The organism is Flavobacterium sp. MMS24-S5 (assembly GCF_050320125.1).
In the GTDB taxonomy this organism is placed as follows: Bacteria; Bacteroidota; Bacteroidia; order Flavobacteriales; family Flavobacteriaceae; genus Flavobacterium; species Flavobacterium tyrosinilyticum.
In genome coordinates, this window is sequence record NZ_CP190016.1 from 5,550,717 (window position 1) to 5,571,131 (window position 20,415).

The window sequence follows — 20,415 nt, forward strand, 5'->3', positions numbered from 1 at the left end:
ACAATAAAAAGTTCTTGTTTTTTTTGGATACTCTTAGATAAAGCCAAATAGAACAGTTTCATTTATTGAAAATTCAATGTTAAACCAAAAAGACTTGTGTTGGCCGCCAACGTATATCTGGAATATGAATAATTGAATTTCAGTTTATTCATTTTTAAACCAAAACCTAAAGAAACGCCAGAAAAGTTACGCTGTTCGTCTACTCTTAATTCTTCGCCTCTTCTAAAATTATATCCTACTCTAAAATTGAATGCTTTTTTAGGAAAAAGTTCAACACCAAAAGCTACGTGCCTTAGCGCATTGTTTACAAAAGAAACTTTTTCTGGACTTGTATAACCATCGATATTCGTTTCTCCACGAACTGGATTTGAAAAAGATATATTCCATTGTTGCAAATTTTCTAAGGAAAGATGCCAGCGAATTGGAACATGTTCTAATTCTTGAGAAATACCTGCTACAATTTCAAATGGGAGATTTTCTTTAATTCCGGAATAAGTAGTAAACTGTGTCCCCATGTTTCTAAATACAAGCGCAAAGTTTAGATCATTCATTTCATCCACATACAAAAAACCCAAATCAACTGCACCACCTATCGAATTATAACTTTCTAAAGAAGAAGTGATCAATTTACCACTTGCTCCAATATATAAATCGGTATAAGGAACATTGTACGCATATCCAACTGATAATGCACCTTCGCTTCCTGTAAAATTAGAAGTTGCCTGGCCGTTTTCATCGTAACCTTCAAATGTACCATAGTTCACATAAGTAACTCCAGCATAAATAGTCTGCACATGTCTATCATAAGTATAAGCATACGATGCTGTACCATAGGAGGCTTCACCATAATAACTTCCGTAATTTAATGCCAAATGATTATCCATGTCTGCGTTTATAAGAGCGGGATTTGACATAGCTTGATTAACATCTTCATCATATATGGTAATAACATCTCCTCCTAATGCCGCTTGTCTAGGCGAAGTGGTCAAATTTAAAAACTGGTAAGTGTAGCGCCCTCCAACTTGTCCGAAAGAAGACGAACAAATTAAGATTATAAAAAATAAAACAACTTTTTTAAGCATTTGTTTTTGGCGCACCTATATGGGAATAACGCAAGTGCAAATATAAAATTATATAACACTAAAAATAAAACTATGCACTAAATAAATTCCAATAAAAAAATTCCAAACTCCAATAAAAAAATTGGAATTTGGAATTTAAATATTCAAATTTTAATTGACGTTTATTTCAAATCTTTAGCATTTTTTACTTTCTGATCTGTTAAAGCTAAAGCTAAAACTTCGCTCATTTCTTTTACATAATGAAAACTTAAGCCTTCTAAATATTCTGCTTTGATTTCATCAATATCGCTTTTATTCTCATGGCAAAGAATAATTTCTTTAATTCCCGCTCTTTTCGCCGCTAAGATTTTCTCTTTAATACCACCCACTGGCAATACTTTTCCGCGAAGCGTAATTTCGCCTGTCATAGCTAAATTTTTCTTTACTTTTTTCTGAGTTAAAAGCGAAACTAAAGAAGTTAGCATTGCAATACCAGCACTTGGTCCGTCTTTTGGAGTTGCTCCTTCTGGAACGTGCAAGTGGATGTTATATTTTTGGAATAGTTCTGTACTAATACCTAATTTCTTAGCATTTGCTTTAATATATTCTAAAGCAATTGTAGCAGATTCTTTCATTACAGTTCCAAGGTTTCCTGTAATAGTCAATGATCCTTTTCCTTCAGAAATTAAAGATTCAATAAACAAAATATCTCCTCCAACACTAGTCCACGCTAAACCTGTTACAACACCTGCAACATCGTTATTTTCATATTTATCGCGCTCTAATCTAGGAACTCCCAAAATCGCTACAATATCTTCATCTGTAACTTTCTTGTTATACTCCTCTTCCATTGCAACAGATTTTGCTGCATTACGAATTACTTGCGCTATTTTAGTTTCTAAATTACGAACACCCGATTCTCTAGTGTAACCTTCAATGATTTTTTCTAATTGCTTTTTGCCAATAGTCAGATCTTTTGCGGTTAAACCGTGAGCTTCTAATTGTTTTGGAAATAAATGCCTTTTGGCAATTTCAACCTTTTCTTCAATGGTATAGCCTGACATTTTGATAACTTCCATTCTATCACGCAAAGCAGGCTGAATAGTAGCCATATTATTTGAAGTCGCAATAAACATTACTTTAGACAAATCATATCCCATTTCAAGGAAATTATCATAAAAAGAACTGTTTTGCTCCGGATCTAAAACTTCTAATAAAGCTGAAGATGGATCGCCACTATTACTGTTTGATAATTTATCGATTTCGTCTAAAATAAATACAGGATTTGACGTACCTGCTTTTTTCAAGCTTTGAATAATACGTCCAGGCATTGCTCCAATATACGTTTTTCTATGACCGCGAATCTCTGCTTCATCACGTAAACCTCCTAAAGAAATACGAACGTACTCTCTTCCTAAGGCTTCTGCAACAGAACGTCCGATTGACGTTTTACCAACTCCTGGAGGCCCTGTTAAGCATATGATTGGAGATTTCATGTCATTTCGCAATTTTAAAACTGCCAAATGCTCTATCATTCTTTTCTTAACTTCATCAAGTCCAAAATGATCTTTATCTAAAATTTTCTGTGCGTGTTTTAAATCGAACTTATCTTTAGAATATTCACCCCAAGGCAATTCTAAAAACAATTCTAAATAATTGCGTTGAATTCCAAAATCTGGCGACTGCGGATTCATACGACGCATTTTAGACAATTCTTTCTCAAAATGTTTCTGGGTTTTTTCGTCCCATTTTTTGGTTTTCGCCTTCTGCCCCATTTCGTCCATTTCCTCTTCCTGAGAAACACCACCCAATTCTTCTTGAATGGTTTTCATTTGCTGGTGAAGGAAATATTCTCTTTGCTGCTGATCTAAATCAAAACGAACTTTTGACTGAATGTCGTTCTTCAATTCTAATTTTTGAAGTTCTACATTCATATAACGTAAAGTCTCTAAAGCGCGTTCTTTTAACCCATTTATCGATAAAAGACCTTGTTTTTCTTTTACTGATAAATTCATGTTTGAAGAAACAAAATTGATTAAAAACGATTGACTTTCAATGTTTTTAATAGCAAAAGTAGCTTCTGAAGGAATATTTGGACTTTCTTTAATAATCTGAATTGCCAATTCTTTTACAGAATCTAAAATAGCAGTAAATTCAGTATCATTTTCATCTGGTCGTTCTTCAGCAACTTCTTTGATTGTTGCTGTCATATAAGGTTCTTCTAAAACAACTTCGTCAATTTCGAAGCGTTTTTTTCCTTGAAGAATAACCGTTACATTTCCGTCAGGCATTTTTAGCACACGTAAAATGCGTGCAACAGTTCCAACTTTATGAATATCATCTTTTGACGGATCTTCGTCTTCTTCGTTAATTTGCGAAACTACACCAATTATTTTCCCGCCTGCATTAGCATCATTAATTAGTTTAATAGACTTATCTCTCCCAGCAGAAATTGGGATAACAACTCCAGGAAATAAAACAGTATTGCGTAAAGGTAAAATCGGAAGAGAAACAGGAAGTTCTTCATTATTCATTTCCTCTTCGTCTTCTGGAGTCAATAATGGAATTAATTCTGCCTCTGAGTCAAATTCTTGAAGTGACAGATTGTCAATAGTAAGTATTTTATGGTTTGACATAATAAAATATAAGTCTTTTTGTCATTAAATTTTCTGTGCTATCTATAAATGGAGTATTGCTTATTGAAGTTTTACCAAAAACGGGTTTCGTTTTTCAATTACTAGATAGGGCATAAAAATAGACAATCATTATGCCAAAACAAACTTAAAGCTTAAATAATTCTAATTAGTCAATTTTAAAATACAATCCATTTTAAAGTTTAGAAAATAAAAAACCCGAAAAAAGATTTTCGGGTTTCAAGCATTTTATTTATTCATTACTTCAAAGAGTAAGAAACAAGTTCTGAAGTAGTGCCAGACGATTCTAATTTTACAATTCCAACATCCTTAGCGATCCAATAAAATGTATCTGATGAAGAACTTTGTCCCTGCGCGCTTGCTTCAATATGGAGTTTAAATTTGATTACATTACTATAGGTTACTTCTTTAACTTTTAAGCTTATTCCTTTTTCTAAAATAGTACCTGTGTAGTTTGCATTCATTTTCAAAGAAGGAAAACTTGGTATGTTAAAGCTTGTTTCTAGAGAATAAGATCCTTTCCATGTTTGATTTACATCCAGATAATCCTTAAAAAGAATAAATTCATATCCAGTTGATTTTCCCGTTATTCCTTCAGAACTATAATTCACTTCATCAATAACGACGTAATAATCTCCTTTTACTTTTTTAAGCGAAGCGCCTGCTGTTCCAGAAATTTCGTCAGTAGAACCAAATAATTGGTTAAATTTATAATACGTATTGCCATCTTTATTAGATGAACTTTGAATTTTTACTGTACTTTCAGCGCCATCTTGGCTAAAAACCCATTTATTGCCCACTTTAGAAGGCCAATAATCACCTGTTGATTCTCCAGCACTTTCGCCAGAATCATCATTGCTACATGATGTTAACATAAATCCTGTCATAACAAACAGAATTACAAAGCATTTGTTTAGTTTTCTCATTATTGAATTTGTTTTTGGTAGTTAAATTTTATGTGAAATTATAGCAATGAATGTATTATACCTTACGGCATTACGTAAAATCAAAAAATATTTTTTATTTTTTTTATCAAAACTGTAACAAGCAAAAAAAAGCCAAGTCTATATTAAAAACCAAAAGCCACTACTTGAATATAAACAACCAAAATATCGAAGAACTAATTGCGCTCTGTAAAAACAATAATCAGAAAGCGCAGTTTGAAATATACAATCGCTATTGTAAAGCGATGTATAACGTGGCTTTTCGTATTGTAAAAGACGAACATTTTGCACAAGACGTCATGCAGGAAGGTTTCTTAAAAGCTTTTACAAAAATCAATGACTATAAACAAGAAGTGGCTTTTGGCGCATGGTTAAAAAAAATAATCATCAATTATAGCATCGATTTTTACAAGAAAAATAACTCTTTCCAAGTAGAAGATTTAAGTAAACAGCTTTATAAAATCGAAGAAAACGACGGAATTCTTTCTGAAAATATTGACTTAAACGCTCTAAAACTAAAACAGGTTTTAGATACCATTTTGCAACTGAAAGATAATTACAGAATGGTGCTTACTCTTTTTTACATTGAAGGTTACGATCAAGAAGAAATCTGCGAGATTTTAAACATTACCTATGCAAATTGCAGAACAACCTTGAGTAGAGCCAAAGATAGTTTGAGAAAAAAATTGGAAGAAATATAAAATGAATTGGAATTATGAAAAATGAAAAAGACAATTTAGACGACTTATTTAAAAGATTTGAAAACCAATGGGATATCCAGGAATTAAATTCCGATCATCAGGTAGATTTTCTGCAAAAATTAAACAAAAAAGAGCCTAAGAGAAAATACTGGTTCGCAACTGCTATTGCTGCTTCGATTGTATTGCTGCTTGGAATTTCTCTTTTTTATAAAAATGAAAAACCAAAAGAATTCAAATTTGCTTCTAAAGAAACTAAACGTACAGACTCTATTTTCAATATTTTAATCGATAATGAACTGGTTAAGCTAAAAGAGAAAAACTCACCAGAAAATCAGCAGATTATTACTGATGCTATGAATCAGATGAAAACTTTTGACGCTGATTATCAGAAAATCATAAACGAACTGCAAAAAAATGGTGAGAACAAACAAATTATTTATGCAATGATTAGCAATCTTCAAACGCGTATTTCTTTTTTACAAACCGTTTTGAAAAGAATTGAAGACAACGAAAAATTAAAAAACAACTCTAATGAAAAAACACTATAACTTACTAATCTTATTTCTTTTGATACCTTCCTTAGGTTTTTCAAATGATGATGCTTTTGTTACCAAACAAAAAAACATTAAAAAGACCTACATCGTTAATTCTAATGCCGGAATCGATGTTGACAACAAATATGGAAGCATCACTGTAACCACTTGGGATGAAGATAAAATTGATCTTGATATTACTATAAAAGTGAATGGACCAAATGAAAATTGGGTAAACGAACGATTAAACAATATTGATGTTGACATCACGGCGCTTAAAGGTTTAGTTTCTGCAGTAACCAAAATAGGAAGCTCCAATCTTAAAAGCAAAGGAAGCAATAACAGTTTTGAGATCAATTACGTGATTAAAATTCCTAAAAACGGATCAATTAAATTGGTTAATAAATACGGTAATATTTCGGTTCCAAATGCTGAAGTCTCTACTGATATTGACTGCAAATATGGAAAAGTTACTTTAGGAAAACTAAACGGATTTAGTAATCAAATCTCGATTCAATATTGCCAAAATTCAAGCATAGAATACATAAAAACAGGAAATATTGATGCTCGATATTCGAATCTTAAAATTAATGATTCTGGAAACTTGAATCTAAGCGCAAATTATACAGATGTTAATCTTAATGATGGCCAGAACATTAAAGCAGATTGCAACTATGGAACTCTTAAGTTTCAAAAAATCAATTCTTTAAGTGGTTCAGGAAATTATTTAACTTTTGTTATTGGCGAAATTTCCAGTAACTTTAGCTACGATACCAATTACAGTAAAATCAGTATCGGGACTGTAACTGAAAAAGCAGGAAACATTACCATAAACTCAGGATATACAGATATTTCAATTGGTTATGTACCCAATTATGCATTCGATTTTGATATTTCTGCAAGATATTCAAACATTAAACATGATAATTCTTTAGAGATTTCTGTCTCTGAGGCTAAAAGCAACAGCAAAAGAATTGCTGGCTATTACAAGAAAAAAGGTCAAAATAAAATCAATATCAATTCGAACTACGGAAATATTTCCCTAACTAAAAATTAATCATCTAAAAATCAAAACAATGAAAAAGTCAATTTTACTTACAGCATTAAGCCTATTTTTTATGGCAATAAATTCTAACGCACAAACAAAAATAAGCGGAAACGGTACTATTACTACCGAAACAAGAACAACTGGAGACTATGATGGCATAAGAATCTCAGGATTTTTTGATGTTGATTTAGTATCAGGAAAAGAAGGAAAAATTATTCTTAAAGGAGAAGAAAATTTATTGTCTAAAATTAAAGTGGAAGTTGAAGGAAATGAATTGAAAGTTTATGTTGAGAGAGGAGTACAACTTCGTACCAGTATGGGCAAAAAAATACAAGTAACAGTTCCTTTCGAAAAAATATCAGCAGTGACATTGTCTGGATCTGGAGATGTTAAAAGCAAAAACAAAATCAATAGCGATAGTTTTTCTGCAAAACTTTCTGGATCAGGAAATTTTAATTTAGATGTTGATTCTAGAAATTTTGATTTGGCGCTAAGCGGTTCTGGCGATATTGTTTTAAAAGGGAAAGCAGATTCTTTTACAAGCAAAATATCGGGATCAGGAAACGTTAATGCTTCCAATTTAAAATCACAAACGGTAGATGTTACCGTTTCGGGTTCTGGAAATAGCGTCGTAACTTGTGAAAGTAGTATTACTGGAAGAGTTTCTGGTTCTGGAAATATTAAGTATCTAGGAAATCCAGAGAAAAGAGATGTAAAAGTTTCGGGTTCTGGAAAAATTTACAAAGGGTAATTATTTAAATAAAAATATCGCTATCATCAATCAATAATTAATTGCAATTTGCGATATTGTGTCATAAAGACGTTTCAATTAATTTGAAACGTCTTTTTTATGTACTCTTCTCAATAGAAATATGGATGTAATAAAGAATATTGCCAAAATTACAATTGCAGCACGAGGGCTTCCGGTAATTTGGTCGATAATTCCGTAAACGCACATTCCGATTACAATTCCGATTTTTTCTGCAACATCATAGAAACTAAAAAACGATGCTGTATCTTGTGTATCAGGCAATAATTTTGAATAGGTCGAACGAGATAATGCTTGAATTCCGCCCATTACAAATCCCGCAACTGTTGCCATTACATAAAAATGTGTTGGCAAAGTAATAAAATAGGCAAGCGCACAAAATACTGCCCAAATTGCGTTGATAAATATTAAAGTGGGTACGTTTCCAAATTTCTCTGAAGCTCTAGAGGTCAAAACAGCTCCAACAACAGCTACCAATTGAATGATTAAAATACAAACAATTAAACCTATTGTGCTTTGCTCTTTAGTTTCCCACTGAATTTCTTGCGCACCAAAATAGGTTGCTACTAGCATTACGGTTTGTACTGCCATACTAGAAACAAAGAAACCTCCTAAATATCGTTTCAAAGGAATATTCTCTTGCAATAACGTCCAAACCTTTTTTAATTCTTTAAAGCCATTAAATACTACAGATCTTGTTAACTTCTGACCCGATTCTTTGCTTCCTTTTGGTAAATAATAGTAAGTGTATTGGCTAAATAAAATCCACCATACTCCTACCATTATAAAAGAATAACGCATTGCCTTCATTGCCGCTTCGCCATCAGTTCCTGAAATTCCAAAAACTTTAGGCTTCATAATCATCGCTAAATTGATGATTAATAAGATAACACTTCCAATATATCCTAACGAATATCCTTTGGCACTAATTCTGTCCTGCTGTTCTTCAAATGCAATATCTGGAAGATAGGAATTGTAGAAAACTAGACTTCCCCAATAGCCAAGCAATCCAAGGAAATAGAATAATAATCCAACATAAATATTATCCAAATCAAACCAGTATAATCCCATACAAGACAAAGCTCCTACGTAACAAAAAAACTTCATAAATGATTTCTTGTTTCCAACGTAATCTGCAATTCCAGATAATAGTGGTGAAATAAACGAAACCACCATAAAAGCAAATGCCGTAATAAAACTAATTAATGCTGAGTTTTTAAGATGCATTCCGAAAACATCAATATAATGATCTCTGTCGCTGAATAATGCTTCGTAAAAAATGGGAAAAACTGCAGATGCAATAGTCAAGGTATAAACTGAATTTGCCCAGTCATAAAACGCCCAAGCATTTAAAAGCTTCTTATCTCCTTTTTGTAGGTTTTTCATAGAAATGGTTTTGTAAATAGGCTACGAATTTATCTATTTTTTATGATAATCAAACGGAAATTACGGAAATCATACATTATTAAATTATAAATTTCACAAAATAAAAAAAGCCATTCGAGAACGAGTGGCTTAAAAGAATATATTGTGTGCTTATTCTGTACTAAAAGTTTATTTTATAGTTCCAACTTTCAACGCAATTGCTTTAGCTTCTGGAATTAAAGCTTTAATATTAGCAATTCTTGTTGCATCAGAAGGGTGTGTACTCATAAATTCAGGTGCAGAAGCCCCACCAGATTTGGCAGCCATTCTACTCCAGAAAGCGACAGCATCATCTGGATTGTAACCAGCAATTGCCATTAAAGTCAAACCAATTTTGTCGGCTTCACTTTCGTTACTTCTGCTAAATGGAAGCATTACTCCTACTTCAGAACCAATTCCGTAAGCTTGTGCAAATATTTGCTGTGTTGCTTCAGATTTTCCGCTAGTTGCTGCTCCTAAAGCTGCTCCTCCTATTTGCTGCAATTGAGCGGCAGACATTCTTTGCGCTCCATGATTTGCCAAAGCATGAGAAACTTCATGCCCCATTACAGTTGCCAAACCTGCTTCATTTTGCGTAACTGGCAAAATTCCAGAATAAACTACAATTTTACCACCAGGAAGGCACCATGCATTTACTTCTTTATTATCAACCAGTTTATACTCCCATCGATAATCTTTTAAATATTGTGTCTGACCTAGATAATTTAGATATTTTTCTGCAGCTGCTTTAATTTTATATCCCACATTTTCAACAAGTCTAGCATCTGCTGTTCCAGTAATAACTTTGTTTTCTGTTAAAAACTGGTTATACTGCTGAAAAGAAGAAGGGAATAATTCGCTATTTGAAACAAAATTCAAGTTTTGTTTCCCAGTAATTGGATTTGTTGCACAAGCCATTACAAGTGCTCCAAAAATCCCTAAAAACATATATTTTTTCATAATTCGAGCTATTTTCTAACAAAAATACAATTAAAAAAAATAAAATATTTTACATATTAAATCAAAAAAATATCAAAATTTAACTATTCGCCCACTATATGAAGTTCATTAAACTCTTTATCAATTAGTAAGAAATTATTTTGCTCGAAATTAATTTTATCAAAATCGATCTTTTCGTTATCAATTTCAATTTCTGCAACTTTAAAAGGCAAGCCAATAAGATTGATTTTATATTTAGTGTAAGGAGTTATATATTTTCCTTCTTTGTGAAGCTGAATAATAAGTTCTTTTTCTTTTCCGATATTTCGCAGTGACAAATAACTATAACGTCCTTTTTTATAATCGTAGCCATCTTGTGCATCTTCATAAACGGCTGACTGCTCTTTACCATTTTTATAATAAACATCGAGTGTTAATTCATCAAACTCTAATTCGCCTACATATTGCTGAACTGGATATTTTGGGATAATAGCACCCGCTTTTACAAACACTGGAATCTCATCGAATTTTGTATCAATCCAGATCTCTTTACCGCCTATAAACAATTCGTTTGTCCAATAGTTATACCATTCTCCTCTAGGAATATACATACGTCTACCTACAGCATTAGGTTCAAGTATGGGACATACCAAAATCTGATTCCCAAAGATGAATTCGTCGTTGCGATAATGTGTCTGTGTATCGTCTTGGTCATAATAAACTAAAGGTTTTAACATCGGAACTCCTTCTTCAATATATTGCCAAAACATGGTATATAAGTAAGGTAATAATTGATAACGAAGACTCACAAATTTTCTGGTAATATTGATTACTTCTTCATCAAAAGCCCATGGCTCCTGATTTCCATGATCTCCAGAAGAATGCGTTCTGCAAAACGGATGAAAGACACCTAATTGAATCCAACGTGCGTAAAGTTCGCCTGTAGGTTGTTCTGCAAAACCTCCAATATCAGAACCTGTAAATCCCATTCCTGAAATAGATAATCTCTGAACTTGAATATTTGCAATCCACAAGTGTTCCCAAGTTGCCACGTTATCACCTGTCCACGACGATGTGTAACGCTGTGCTCCAGCATAAGCCGATCTTGTTATTACAAAAGGACGCTTTGGATACGCAAATCGTTTTACTCCATGGTAAGTTGCTCTTGCCATTTGTGTTCCGTAGATATTGTGAGCTTTTCTATGGCTACAAGGATTTCCATCATAAATATGGCGAACATCCATTGGAAAAGTTTTATTTGGAACCTCCATAACTGCCGGTTCATTCATATCATTCCAAACTCCTTTTACACCAATATCTGCAATTAATTCTTTAAATAATCCTGGCCCACCATTCTCTAACTACGGGATTTGTATAATCTGGAAAGTTACATTCTCCTGGCCAAACTTTTCCTTTCATATAAGCTTCCATCTGCCCTTTTGCAGAAATAATCTTTTTCTAAAGCCTCTTTATAAACCCAGTAATCTTTATCAATTTTAATTCCTGGATTAATAATAACTATGGTTTTAAAACCATCTTCTGCCAATTCAGAAACCATTCTCTTGGGATCTGGAAAATAGTTTTTATTCCAAGTAAAACATCTAAAACCATCCATATAATCTATATCCAGATAAATGGCATCACAAGGAATTTGAAGTTCTCTAAATTTTGATGTAATTTCTTTGACTTTATTTTCGGGATAATAACTCCATTTACATTGGTGATATCCTAAAACCCAAAGAGGCGGTAGTTCTGGCTTACCTGTTAAGTCGGTATAAGTGGTAACAACGTCCTGCATTTGATGACCGTATACAAAATAGTAATTCATTTCTCCACCTTCAGCCCAGAAACTAGTCACATTTCTTCTTTCTTGACAAAAATCAAAAAAGGTTCTAAAAGTATTATCGAAAAATATACCATAAGATTGTTTATTATGAAGACCAATATAAAATGGAACCACTTTATACAAAGGTTCTTGATCTTTTTGGTAAGCATATTGATCTGTGGCAAAATTCTCTACTCTTTTGCCTTTAAGATTCATTTGAGTAGCCTTATCGCCTAAACCATAGTAACATTCACCGTCTTTAGCATATTTACTCATTTTTACGATATTCCCGCCATATTCATAGCTTTCTTCCCAATGAAAACCAAGTTCATCTTCAAGGATAAGAAAATCATTTAAATCGTAAATTGAAAGACGAAGATCTGCTTTCTGTATTTTACATTTTACTTTACTAGTTCTAATCTGAAAGTATGTTTCTTCTTCTGTAACCTCCAAAAAGTTATAGCCATGAAGCTGAGTTTTATCAATGGCATAAGAAAAATCATTGCTGAAATAGCCTTTTGTAGTAAAACGAAATCGGATTAAACTATCACGAAGAATAGTTACTTTTAAAATTACTTTGTTATCCGTATTAAAGAAAATAGAATCTCCTTCATGTTCATAAGAGACAATTTTTGATGGATATAAATCGCCTTTGTATTCTAATGATGTGTTTGTAATCATATCTCCAATGAATTAATTTAACATTTTCCTTCTACTCAAACATACAAAAAAAGTTCGTAACGCTCTATGAATAAAAGGTTTATTCACGAAAACGTTTTTTCTGAATAAGCTTCAAATTACCAAACAAAAAATCATCAATTTGATAATTTTGAAACGATATAATGACAAAATCTTATTTCAAGATTTTTACTTAATTTAAAGTATATACGGTAACACTTAAAGGAGGCAAAATCAATTCTGCAGAAAAATCTCGGCCGTCATAAGAAATTGATTCTATTTTTAATGGTTTACTACTTTCTATACCGCTTCCTCCATATATTTTGGCATCAGTATTAAAAATCTCTTTTAAATTGCCTTTTTTAGGAATACCTATTCTATAATTTTCGCGAACGACTTGAGTAAAATTGCAGACAACAATCACATTTTCATCTGGATTATTTCCTTTTCTAATATAAGATAAAATAGCATTTTGATGATCTGAATAATTAATCCATTCAAAACCATCTCCTACAAATTGTTTTTCGTATAATGCTGGCTGTGATTTGTACAATTGATTTAAATCGGTAATCAAACTTTTTATTCCAGAATGAAAATCATACTGAAGCAAATGCCAATCTAAACTTTGTTCAAAATTCCACTCACTTGTCTGACCAAACTCAGCTCCCATAAACAAAAGTTTTGTTCCTGGATGCGTAAACATATACCCGTACAATAATCTCAAATTTGCAAAGCGCTGCCATTCGTCGCCAGGCATTTTATAAATAAGAGAATTTTTGCCATATACTACTTCGTCATGAGAAAATGGAAGCATGAAATTTTCAGTAAAAGCATATGTCATCGAAAAAGTCAATTCATTCTGATGGTATTTTCTATAAACAGTTTCTTTTTGAAAATACTTTAAAGTGTCATGCATCCAACCCATCATCCATTTCATTCCAAAACCTAAACCTCCAACAGATGTTGGTCTTGAAACCATATGGAATGAAGTACTCTCTTCAGCAATAGTTTGAACACCATAAAAATTAGAATAGATTACTTCATTAAATTCTTTAAGAAAACTAATAGAATCCAGATTTTCCCTTCCGCCATAAATATTAGCTTCCCATTCGCCATCCTTTCGAGAATAATCGAGATATAACATTGAAGCCACAGCGTCAACACGAAGTCCGTCGATATGATAATTTTGAAGCCAAAAAACAGCATTGCTTATTAGAAAAGCTCGAACTTCATCTCTACCATAATTAAAAACTAAACTTTTCCAATCTGGATGATATCCTTTTCTTCGATCTGGATGCTCGTATAAATGAGAGCCGTCAAAATACCCTAAACCATGTGCATCATCAGGAAAATGGGACGGAACCCAGTCTAAGATCACTCCAATTCCTTCTTGATGCAATCGATCAACCAGAACCATAAAATCTTGCGGTTTTCCAAAACGGGAAGTTGGCGCAAAATACCCTGTAAGCTGATAACCCCAAGAAGGATCATAAGGATATTCCATAATTGGCATAAACTCAACATGCGTAAAACCGGTTTCTTTTATATATTTTACCAAATCATCGGCAAGTTCAAGATAAGTCAAAAAACGATTGTGTTCTCCTCGTCTCCAAGACCCCAAATGCACTTCGTAAACCGAATAGGGTTTATCCAACGCATTATAATCCTGACGATTTTGCATCCAATTATCATCTTTCCATTTATAATCCAGATCCCAAACTACAGATGCAGTATGAGGCGGTTTTTCGCAATAACGCGCAAATGGATCGGCCTTTTCGGTAATTACGCCATTTATACTAGATTGAATCTTGTATTTGTAAAGCGCCCCTTTTGAAATATGAGGAATAAATCCTTCCCAAATTCCAGAAGAATCCCAGCGAACGTTTAAAACATGTTCGCCTTGTGTCCAATAATTAAAATCTCCAACAACTGAAACAGAATGAGCCGTTGGAGACCATACAGCAAAATAAACACCTTTTACTCCATCTACTTCAATTAAATGAGCTCCAAGTTTTTCATATAATCTGAAGTGTTTTCCCGCTTTGAATAAATCTATATCAAAATCAGTAAAAAGAGAATGTGGGATTACTTTAGTCATATGGTTGGTTTAAGAGATAATTATTTTCGAATTTGAAGTTTAGATTTTGGAGTTTAAAAATTGGAATTTGGCATTTTATATTGGAATTTTCAGTCTTTATTCAATTCTAAAATTGTCTGCAAGTGTAACTCCTTTTTTTACTACGACAATTCCGTCTTTAATGCTGTACAATTCGTTAGTAAAATTATCTAAATGTTTACCTCCACTAATATGAACATTGTTTCCAATACGCACATTTTTATCAACCAAAGCATTTTTAATAAAGCAGTTTTCGCCTATACCAACATGTATTTTATTGATGCTGCTTTCGTGATTCAATTCTTCTAGATCTTGATAAAAATCGTTCCCCATAACGTAACAATTCTCTAAAACAGTTCCTTCACCAATTCGAGAACGAATACCTATAACCGAACTTTTAATCTCTTTGGCATTAATAATACATCCCTCTGAAATTAAAGATTGGTTGATTATTGAATTTCTAAATTTAGACGGAGGCAATAATCTTGGCCTAGTGAAAATTTTATTTTCGTTATCGAACAAATTAAATTCTGGAATATCTGCTGTTAAGCCAATATTAGCTTCAAAAAATGATTCTATATTTCCGATATCTGTCCAATATCCCTCATATTGATAACTTAATATTTTATGTTTTCCAACCGATTGCGGAATAATTTCTTTACCAAAATCTTTTGTTTCTTGGTCAGCCATTAACTCCTGCAACAAAGATTTATTAAAAATATAAATTCCCATTGAGGCAAGGTATTTTTTACCTTTTTCCTGCATGTGTTCGCTCACCTCCGATTCCCATTCAGGCAATAGCGATGGATGTGGTTTTTCAATAAAAGCTTCAATAACACTTTCGTGATTGGTTTTTAAAATTCCAAATTCGGGAGCGTCTTTAGCATTTACAGGCAACGTTGCAATAGAGATTTCAGCATCAGCAGCAATATGCGCTTCAAGCATTTCGTTAAAATCCATTTGATATAATTGATCGCCCGAAAGAATTAAAGCATGGTCAAAATCATGTTTCAAGAAATGTGACATGCATTGCCTTACGGCATCTGCTGTTCCTTGAAACCAAGTGGGATTATCTGGAGTCTGTTCTGCTGCCAAAATATCTACAAATGATTGGCTTAAAATACTAAAATTAAAAGTGTTTTTAATGTGAGCATTGAGAGAGGCGGAGTTAAATTGCGTCAAAACAAATATTTTAAAAATATCAGAATTGATACAATTAGAAATCGGAATGTCGACCAAACGATATTTTCCTCCAATCGGAACTGCAGGTTTCGATCTTGTTTCTGTCAATGGAAATAAACGTGAACCTTGTCCACCTCCTAAAATAATGGCAACTACATTTTTCTTTTTAAATTTCATTTTGCTGAATTATTAAGTTGTATATTTCGATATATTCTTGGCAAACTCTTTCCCAGGAATGATCTGCTGACATTCCTCTTTTTAAAACTGTATTGAAATTTATTTTATCCTCATACAACCTAACACCACGATTTATTGAATAGCATATGTCGGCTACAGAAGCCTGATCATGACAAATGCCATTTCCTTCATCTCCAAAATCAACAACCGTATCTCTTAACCCTCCAGTTCTTCTAACAATCGGAATTGTTCCGTAACGCATCGCATACATTTGATTTAATCCACAAGGTTCTACCCTAGAAGGCATTAAAATATAATCTGAACCTGCATAAATCAAATGCGCTAAATCTTCATTATAACCTATAAAAACATTATAATTTCCTTTATAATCATTTCGCAATTGAGTCAACTGCGTTTCAATTTCTAAATTTCCTGAACCTAAAATCAAGATATTAATTTCCTCAAAATGTTCAGATAAAGCCAAAGCAGCAGCATGCGGAAGCAAATCACCTCCTTTTTCTTCAAACAATCTACCAATAAAGCTAAATAATGGTTTTGTTGGATCTAGCTCAAATTCTTCGCATAGTTTCTCTTTATTCTTTCTTTTTCCAGCTTCAAAATCTTCAATGGAATAATTCTCGTCAATCATTTGATCTTTCATCGGATTCCAGACTTCAATATCAATTCCGTTTAAAATTCCCTTAGATTTATTTCTAACAGAATTAAATAAAGATTCTAAACCATTTGCTGAAATATTAATTTCATTTAAATAGCTTGGAGATACTGTAGTTACGGCATTGGCGCATTTAATGGCAACTGCTAAAGAGTTGATAGAATTGCTCCATTCTACAAACCCAACATGTCTTAAATCAAATTTTGGGAGATAATATAATTTATCAAAACCAAACCAACCTTGATATAAACCGTTATGAATCGTTATGACTGTTTTTACATTTTTTAAACTTTCATATTTATAAGAAAACTGAAGTAAAAATGGAATAATGCCTGTATGATGATCATGACAATTAATAACATCTGGCGTTTTATTGCGTGCTATAATCCAATCCAATGTGGCAATCTGAAAAGATAAAAATCTTTCGATATCATCTTCGTAACCATAAATATTCGGACGATTAAATAATTCATTAATCTCTATTAGATATAATTCAAAACCTAACTTATCTGTTTTTTCTTTTAGCACACTAAACGGAAAACTAAAATTTCCTAATTCAACTGTACCCCAATGAACACATTCAAAATCATTTTCCTTTTTAAACTTTGTGTCATAACAAGGAATTACAACTCTAACAGAATGGCCAGCAGCTTGTTGATATTTTGGCAATGCACCCACTACATCGCCTAATCCGCCAACCTTTGCTACAGGATAACATTCGGCACTAATATGAAATATTTCCATTTCAGAAATTAATTTAGGATTATCATAAGAAGCAATCATTTATATACTACTTTTATGTTTTTTAAATTTAGCAAAAAAACAAGCAAAATCCTTCTTTTAAATAAGTTTTATTGAAATGGCAAAAAAGGCAATTAATCCTACTAAATCATTAAAAATTCCTAAGATTATTATAATATCTGCGAAAATTTGTGCTTTTATATCCACAAAATTAGTTACAAAATTTGCTGCAAAGATTTTTACAACTCCTATCAAGCATAAAGTTCCAAAAAGAGAATTAGAAATGGATGCTAAAAGCATTCAAGAATTAATCTATGTTCCTTCAATTAATAAAAGTATTGTTACATACGCATACGGGAAAAGTGAACGTAAAGTTTTATTGGTTCATGGCTGGTCTGGAAGAGGAACGCAACTCTTTAAAATTGCTGATGAACTTTTGAACCAAGGCTATTCAACAGTTAGTTTTGACGCTCCTGCACATGGAAAATCAAAAGGAAAAACAACGATAATGTCAGAGTTTATAGCTTCTATATTAGAAATAGAAAAACAATTTGGCCCTTTTGAAATTGCAATTGGTCATTCTTTAGGCGGAATGTCAGTTCTAAATGCAATTAAAGATGGATTTAAAGTAGAAAAAGCTGTAATTATAGGAAGTGGCGATATTATCCAAGATATTTTAGATGAATTCACTTCTAAACTGGGTTTGCGAAAAGAAATTAGCAATCATTTGAGAGATTCTTTTGAAAGTAAATATCAAGTAATAATGGATGATTTTTCAGCCTATCGAGCAGCTCAAAAAATCAATATTCCTGTTTTGGTTATACATGATAATGATGATCCCGAGGTATCTGTAAAAGCGGGAAAGCATATTTATGAAAATCTTAAAAATGGATCTTTATTTTTAACCGATGGATTAGGCCACAGGAAAATACTTGGAAATCAAAATGTTATCAAAAAAATTCTAGAATTCATTAAAATCAATTAACTTTATAGATAACTATTTAAATATCAACATTAAAGAGAATTAGAAAATGGATTTATTTGGAGAAACATTAGATTGGAAAACTAAATTAAAACCAATTTTAAAAAAGTATAAAAACAAAAAACATCCACTAGATTATCAAAATCCATATCAGTTATTAGTTATGGTTGTTTTGTCTGCTCAAGATTCTGATGCCAATATCAACTCAATTGCACCAGCTTTATTTGAAAAATTCCCAACGCTAAAAAGTCTGTCAAAAACTGATTTAGAAACTTTTTTGCCTTATATCACTAAAGTTCGAAATCACGGAACTAAAGCCCAATGGCTTTTGGATATAGCAAAAACCATAAAAGAGGATAACAATATTCCTTTAACCATGTCAGGATTAACTGCATTGAAAGGTATTGGAAGGAAATCTGCAAACGTGATTTTAAGAGAAACAGGTCAACCAGCTGAAGGAATTATTGCAGACTTACATGTAATAAGAGTTGCGCCAAGAATTGGAATAATTAAAGAATCTAAAGACGGTAATAAAGTAGAAAAAGATTTAATGCAGGCTTTACCGAAAGATATTTGGTCAGAAATAGGGATGGCAATTTCATTTTTAGGTCGTGAAATCTGCAGACCTAAACCTAAATGCCCTGAATGTCTTTTAACTGACATTTGCTTATACTACAATACCGAAATCCTTAAAAATTAATTATTTTCTTCTTGTATCAATCAAATAGATAATCTTCCACGAATCTTTTTCTTTAAATAAAGTAAAAGCATTTACACCAGAATGGCTTAATTTATCATTTAAATAAAATTCATATGGTGTCCAAACATGCGCCATTGTTCCATCAATCTGAATATTATAACTCAATATTTTTTCTTGGAATTTCATATTTGAAGGAATAGATGCAATAGATTTATAAAACTCTTTTGCACTTTCATCAGATAATTTATTTCCTTTCATAGTGCTTTCGCTAATAGACTGCAATATCATTTTATCCGAACAAACCAATTTGATCTTTGTTGAATCTCTCTGATGAAATCCTTCAAAAAAGGATTCAATGCATTTTTGAATTTCTTGCTTTTGAGCATTAGAAGATAATCCTAAAAGAAGAAAAAACATAATAATATAAATTCTCATAACTATAAAAATTATTTAAACACCAAATTGAGATAAATGATGATCCAAATGTTTTGCAAACATATTATTCCACTCTATAGTAGACAGCTTGCCAAAAGAAAGAGATTCTTTTCCTTCAAATTCTTTTTGTCCTAGCTCTTGCGTTTTTTGAATATAAGAAATTAGTCTGCTTTTTTCTAGCCCAAAATCACGATTGCCTTTAACAATAAATTGCGGAGCTGTACCAAGGCTTCTTGGATAAGGGGTTTCACTTACCACTTTATTTTTAGCCAATAGCTTTAATAGAAGTTTTACGAAAGCATTTGGTTTTGAATGGATATTATCATAAACCATTTCGTATGTAACGTTACAATGAGCCAGCATTTGATCGACAGACATTTTTCCCCAAAGCGGCTGAGAATCTATTTTAAGTTCATTAATCCTAGTAACAAATTGATCACAATCTTCTTTAAGGAAAACATTTTGCATAGCTGAAAATGAGATTTACAGTTAAATATAGAAGTAAAAATATAAAATTTCTGATTAAAACAGCTTTTGAAGTTTAATAATTTAGCATATGGTAAAGAGAAAAACCTATTTAAGTTTAGACCAAAAAAAAAACTTCAATTAACAAAAGCTAATTGAAGTTTTAGTACTCAGAGCGGGACTTGAACCCGCACGAACATTGCTGTTCACTGGATTTTAAGTCCAGCGTGTCTACCAATTTCACCATCCGAGCATGATGTGGTACCTCCAGGGATCGAACCAGGGACACATGGATTTTCAGTCCATTGCTCTACCATCTGAGCTAAGGTACCATATTACTTATATTTCTATAAGTAAAAGTTAGAATAAAAAACCCCATTTATAAACG

At 32.3% G+C, this 20,415-nt stretch carries 16 protein-coding genes, 2 tRNA genes and 1 pseudogene; 6 read left to right on the plus strand and 13 right to left on the minus strand.

From position 1 onward, the window contains the following. Window positions 1–62 precede the first annotated feature (62 nt). The 3 genes from porQ to ACPWTF_RS25655 all read right to left on the minus strand — a co-directional run bounded on the left by porQ (window position 63) and on the right by ACPWTF_RS25655 (window position 4,641). On the minus strand, window positions 63–1,082 hold the full coding sequence (gene porQ, locus ACPWTF_RS25645) for a type IX secretion system protein PorQ (protein ID WP_427873854.1): 1,020 nt from the start codon (window positions 1,080–1,082) through the stop codon (window positions 63–65). Window positions 1,083–1,243: 161 nt separating this feature from the next. Then, the gene (gene lon, locus ACPWTF_RS25650; protein WP_427873855.1) at window positions 1,244–3,697 is read right to left on the minus strand and encodes an endopeptidase La; all 2,454 of its coding nucleotides are present in this window, start codon (window positions 3,695–3,697) and stop codon (window positions 1,244–1,246) included. A gap of 257 nt (window positions 3,698–3,954) precedes the next feature. After that, a complete protein-coding gene (locus ACPWTF_RS25655) occupies window positions 3,955–4,641 on the minus strand; it encodes a hypothetical protein (RefSeq protein WP_427873856.1) in 687 nt (228 codons plus the stop codon). 164 nt (window positions 4,642–4,805) lie between these two features. Here ACPWTF_RS25655 and ACPWTF_RS25660 point away from each other — a divergent pair, with 164 nt between their 5' ends. The 4 genes from ACPWTF_RS25660 to ACPWTF_RS25675 are packed head-to-tail and all read left to right on the plus strand — an operon-like array spanning window position 4,806 to window position 7,692. Next, the gene (locus ACPWTF_RS25660; protein WP_250836238.1) at window positions 4,806–5,360 is read left to right on the plus strand and encodes an RNA polymerase sigma factor; all 555 of its coding nucleotides are present in this window, start codon (window positions 4,806–4,808) and stop codon (window positions 5,358–5,360) included. A gap of 14 nt (window positions 5,361–5,374) precedes the next feature. Beyond that, window positions 5,375–5,908 carry an anti-sigma factor gene (locus ACPWTF_RS25665; RefSeq protein WP_427873857.1) on the plus strand — a complete coding sequence of 178 codons (534 nt, stop codon included), beginning with the start codon at window positions 5,375–5,377 and terminating at the stop codon, window positions 5,906–5,908. Continuing rightward, window positions 5,892–6,950 (plus strand): hypothetical protein, encoded by a 1,059-nt coding sequence (locus ACPWTF_RS25670; protein ID WP_427873858.1) that lies wholly within the window; start codon window positions 5,892–5,894, stop codon window positions 6,948–6,950. The genes ACPWTF_RS25665 and ACPWTF_RS25670 overlap by 17 nt, the downstream gene beginning before the upstream one ends. A 19-nt stretch (window positions 6,951–6,969) precedes the next feature. Next, the gene (locus tag ACPWTF_RS25675; protein WP_427873859.1) at window positions 6,970–7,692 is read left to right on the plus strand and encodes a head GIN domain-containing protein; all 723 of its coding nucleotides are present in this window, start codon (window positions 6,970–6,972) and stop codon (window positions 7,690–7,692) included. Between the two features lie 78 nt (window positions 7,693–7,770). On the opposite strand, the gene ACPWTF_RS25680 is transcribed toward ACPWTF_RS25675, so the two are convergent. The 6 genes and pseudogenes from ACPWTF_RS25680 to ACPWTF_RS25705 all read right to left on the minus strand — a co-directional run bounded on the left by ACPWTF_RS25680 (window position 7,771) and on the right by ACPWTF_RS25705 (window position 17,448). Then, entirely contained in the window at window positions 7,771–9,096 is a 1,326-nt protein-coding gene (locus ACPWTF_RS25680; protein ID WP_250836242.1) for an MFS transporter, read from the minus strand. Window positions 9,097–9,264: 168 nt separating this feature from the next. Continuing rightward, window positions 9,265–10,074 (minus strand): M48 family metallopeptidase, encoded by an 810-nt coding sequence (locus tag ACPWTF_RS25685; RefSeq protein WP_095931121.1) that lies wholly within the window; start codon window positions 10,072–10,074, stop codon window positions 9,265–9,267. An 83-nt stretch (window positions 10,075–10,157) separates the two neighbouring features. Continuing rightward, a pseudogene (locus tag ACPWTF_RS25690) lies at window positions 10,158–12,559 on the minus strand (glycoside hydrolase family 31 protein). Window positions 12,560–12,749: 190 nt separating this feature from the next. Further along, on the minus strand, window positions 12,750–14,654 hold the full coding sequence (gene glgB, locus ACPWTF_RS25695) for a 1,4-alpha-glucan branching protein GlgB (RefSeq protein ID WP_427873860.1): 1,905 nt from the start codon (window positions 14,652–14,654) through the stop codon (window positions 12,750–12,752). Window positions 14,655–14,750: 96 nt separating this feature from the next. Beyond that, window positions 14,751–16,031 (minus strand): glucose-1-phosphate adenylyltransferase, encoded by a 1,281-nt coding sequence (locus tag ACPWTF_RS25700; RefSeq protein WP_427873861.1) that lies wholly within the window; start codon window positions 16,029–16,031, stop codon window positions 14,751–14,753. Further along, window positions 16,021–17,448, minus strand: coding sequence for a glycogen synthase (locus ACPWTF_RS25705; protein WP_427875791.1), 1,428 nt, complete (start codon window positions 17,446–17,448; stop codon window positions 16,021–16,023). Before ACPWTF_RS25705 ends, ACPWTF_RS25700 begins: the two co-directional genes overlap by 11 nt. Before the next feature lie 115 nt (window positions 17,449–17,563). On the opposite strand from ACPWTF_RS25705, the gene ACPWTF_RS25710 reads away from it, so the two are divergent. Both ACPWTF_RS25710 and ACPWTF_RS25715 read left to right on the plus strand, forming a co-directional pair. Continuing rightward, window positions 17,564–18,430, plus strand: coding sequence for an alpha/beta hydrolase (locus ACPWTF_RS25710; RefSeq protein ID WP_427873862.1), 867 nt, complete (start codon window positions 17,564–17,566; stop codon window positions 18,428–18,430). Between the two features lie 46 nt (window positions 18,431–18,476). Continuing rightward, complete coding sequence (locus ACPWTF_RS25715; RefSeq protein ID WP_427873863.1) at window positions 18,477–19,127, plus strand: endonuclease III domain-containing protein; 651 nt, start codon at window positions 18,477–18,479, stop codon at window positions 19,125–19,127. On the opposite strand, the gene ACPWTF_RS25720 is transcribed toward ACPWTF_RS25715, so the two are convergent. From ACPWTF_RS25720 to ACPWTF_RS25735, 4 genes are all read right to left on the minus strand, one after another. Next, window positions 19,128–19,562, minus strand: coding sequence for a nuclear transport factor 2 family protein (locus tag ACPWTF_RS25720; RefSeq protein ID WP_427873864.1), 435 nt, complete (start codon window positions 19,560–19,562; stop codon window positions 19,128–19,130). Between the two features lie 15 nt (window positions 19,563–19,577). Continuing rightward, on the minus strand, window positions 19,578–20,030 hold the full coding sequence (locus ACPWTF_RS25725) for a DUF1569 domain-containing protein (protein ID WP_427873865.1): 453 nt from the start codon (window positions 20,028–20,030) through the stop codon (window positions 19,578–19,580). Window positions 20,031–20,194: 164 nt separating this feature from the next. Beyond that, a tRNA-Leu gene (locus ACPWTF_RS25730) sits at window positions 20,195–20,280 on the minus strand. Window positions 20,281–20,286: 6 nt separating this feature from the next. After that, window positions 20,287–20,359 (minus strand) — tRNA-Phe (locus ACPWTF_RS25735). Window positions 20,360–20,415 lie beyond the last annotated feature (56 nt).

Bases quoted from the DNA above. Each gene is read 5' to 3' on its own strand.
- lon (WP_427873855.1), bottom strand. From the start codon at position 3,697: ATGTCAAACCATAAAATACTTACTATTGACAATCTGTCACTTCAAGAA.
- ACPWTF_RS25705 (WP_427875791.1), bottom strand. From the start codon at position 17,448: ATGGAAATATTTCATATTAGTGCCGAATGTTATCCTGTAGCAAAGGTT.
- ACPWTF_RS25725 (WP_427873865.1), bottom strand. From the start codon at position 20,030: ATGCAAAATGTTTTCCTTAAAGAAGATTGTGATCAATTTGTTACTAGG.
- ACPWTF_RS25720 (WP_427873864.1), bottom strand. From the start codon at position 19,562: ATGAGAATTTATATTATTATGTTTTTTCTTCTTTTAGGATTATCTTCT.
- ACPWTF_RS25680 (WP_250836242.1), bottom strand. From the start codon at position 9,096: ATGAAAAACCTACAAAAAGGAGATAAGAAGCTTTTAAATGCTTGGGCG.
- ACPWTF_RS25665 (WP_427873857.1), top strand. From the start codon at position 5,375: ATGAAAAATGAAAAAGACAATTTAGACGACTTATTTAAAAGATTTGAA.
- ACPWTF_RS25675 (WP_427873859.1), top strand. From the start codon at position 6,970: ATGAAAAAGTCAATTTTACTTACAGCATTAAGCCTATTTTTTATGGCA.
- ACPWTF_RS25700 (WP_427873861.1), bottom strand. From the start codon at position 16,031: ATGAAATTTAAAAAGAAAAATGTAGTTGCCATTATTTTAGGAGGTGGA.
- ACPWTF_RS25685 (WP_095931121.1), bottom strand. From the start codon at position 10,074: ATGAAAAAATATATGTTTTTAGGGATTTTTGGAGCACTTGTAATGGCT.
- ACPWTF_RS25715 (WP_427873863.1), top strand. From the start codon at position 18,477: ATGGATTTATTTGGAGAAACATTAGATTGGAAAACTAAATTAAAACCA.
- ACPWTF_RS25710 (WP_427873862.1), top strand. From the start codon at position 17,564: ATGGCAAAAAAGGCAATTAATCCTACTAAATCATTAAAAATTCCTAAG.
- porQ (WP_427873854.1), bottom strand. From the start codon at position 1,082: ATGCTTAAAAAAGTTGTTTTATTTTTTATAATCTTAATTTGTTCGTCT.
- ACPWTF_RS25655 (WP_427873856.1), bottom strand. From the start codon at position 4,641: ATGAGAAAACTAAACAAATGCTTTGTAATTCTGTTTGTTATGACAGGA.
- glgB (WP_427873860.1), bottom strand. From the start codon at position 14,654: ATGACTAAAGTAATCCCACATTCTCTTTTTACTGATTTTGATATAGAT.
- ACPWTF_RS25670 (WP_427873858.1), top strand. From the start codon at position 5,892: ATGAAAAAACACTATAACTTACTAATCTTATTTCTTTTGATACCTTCC.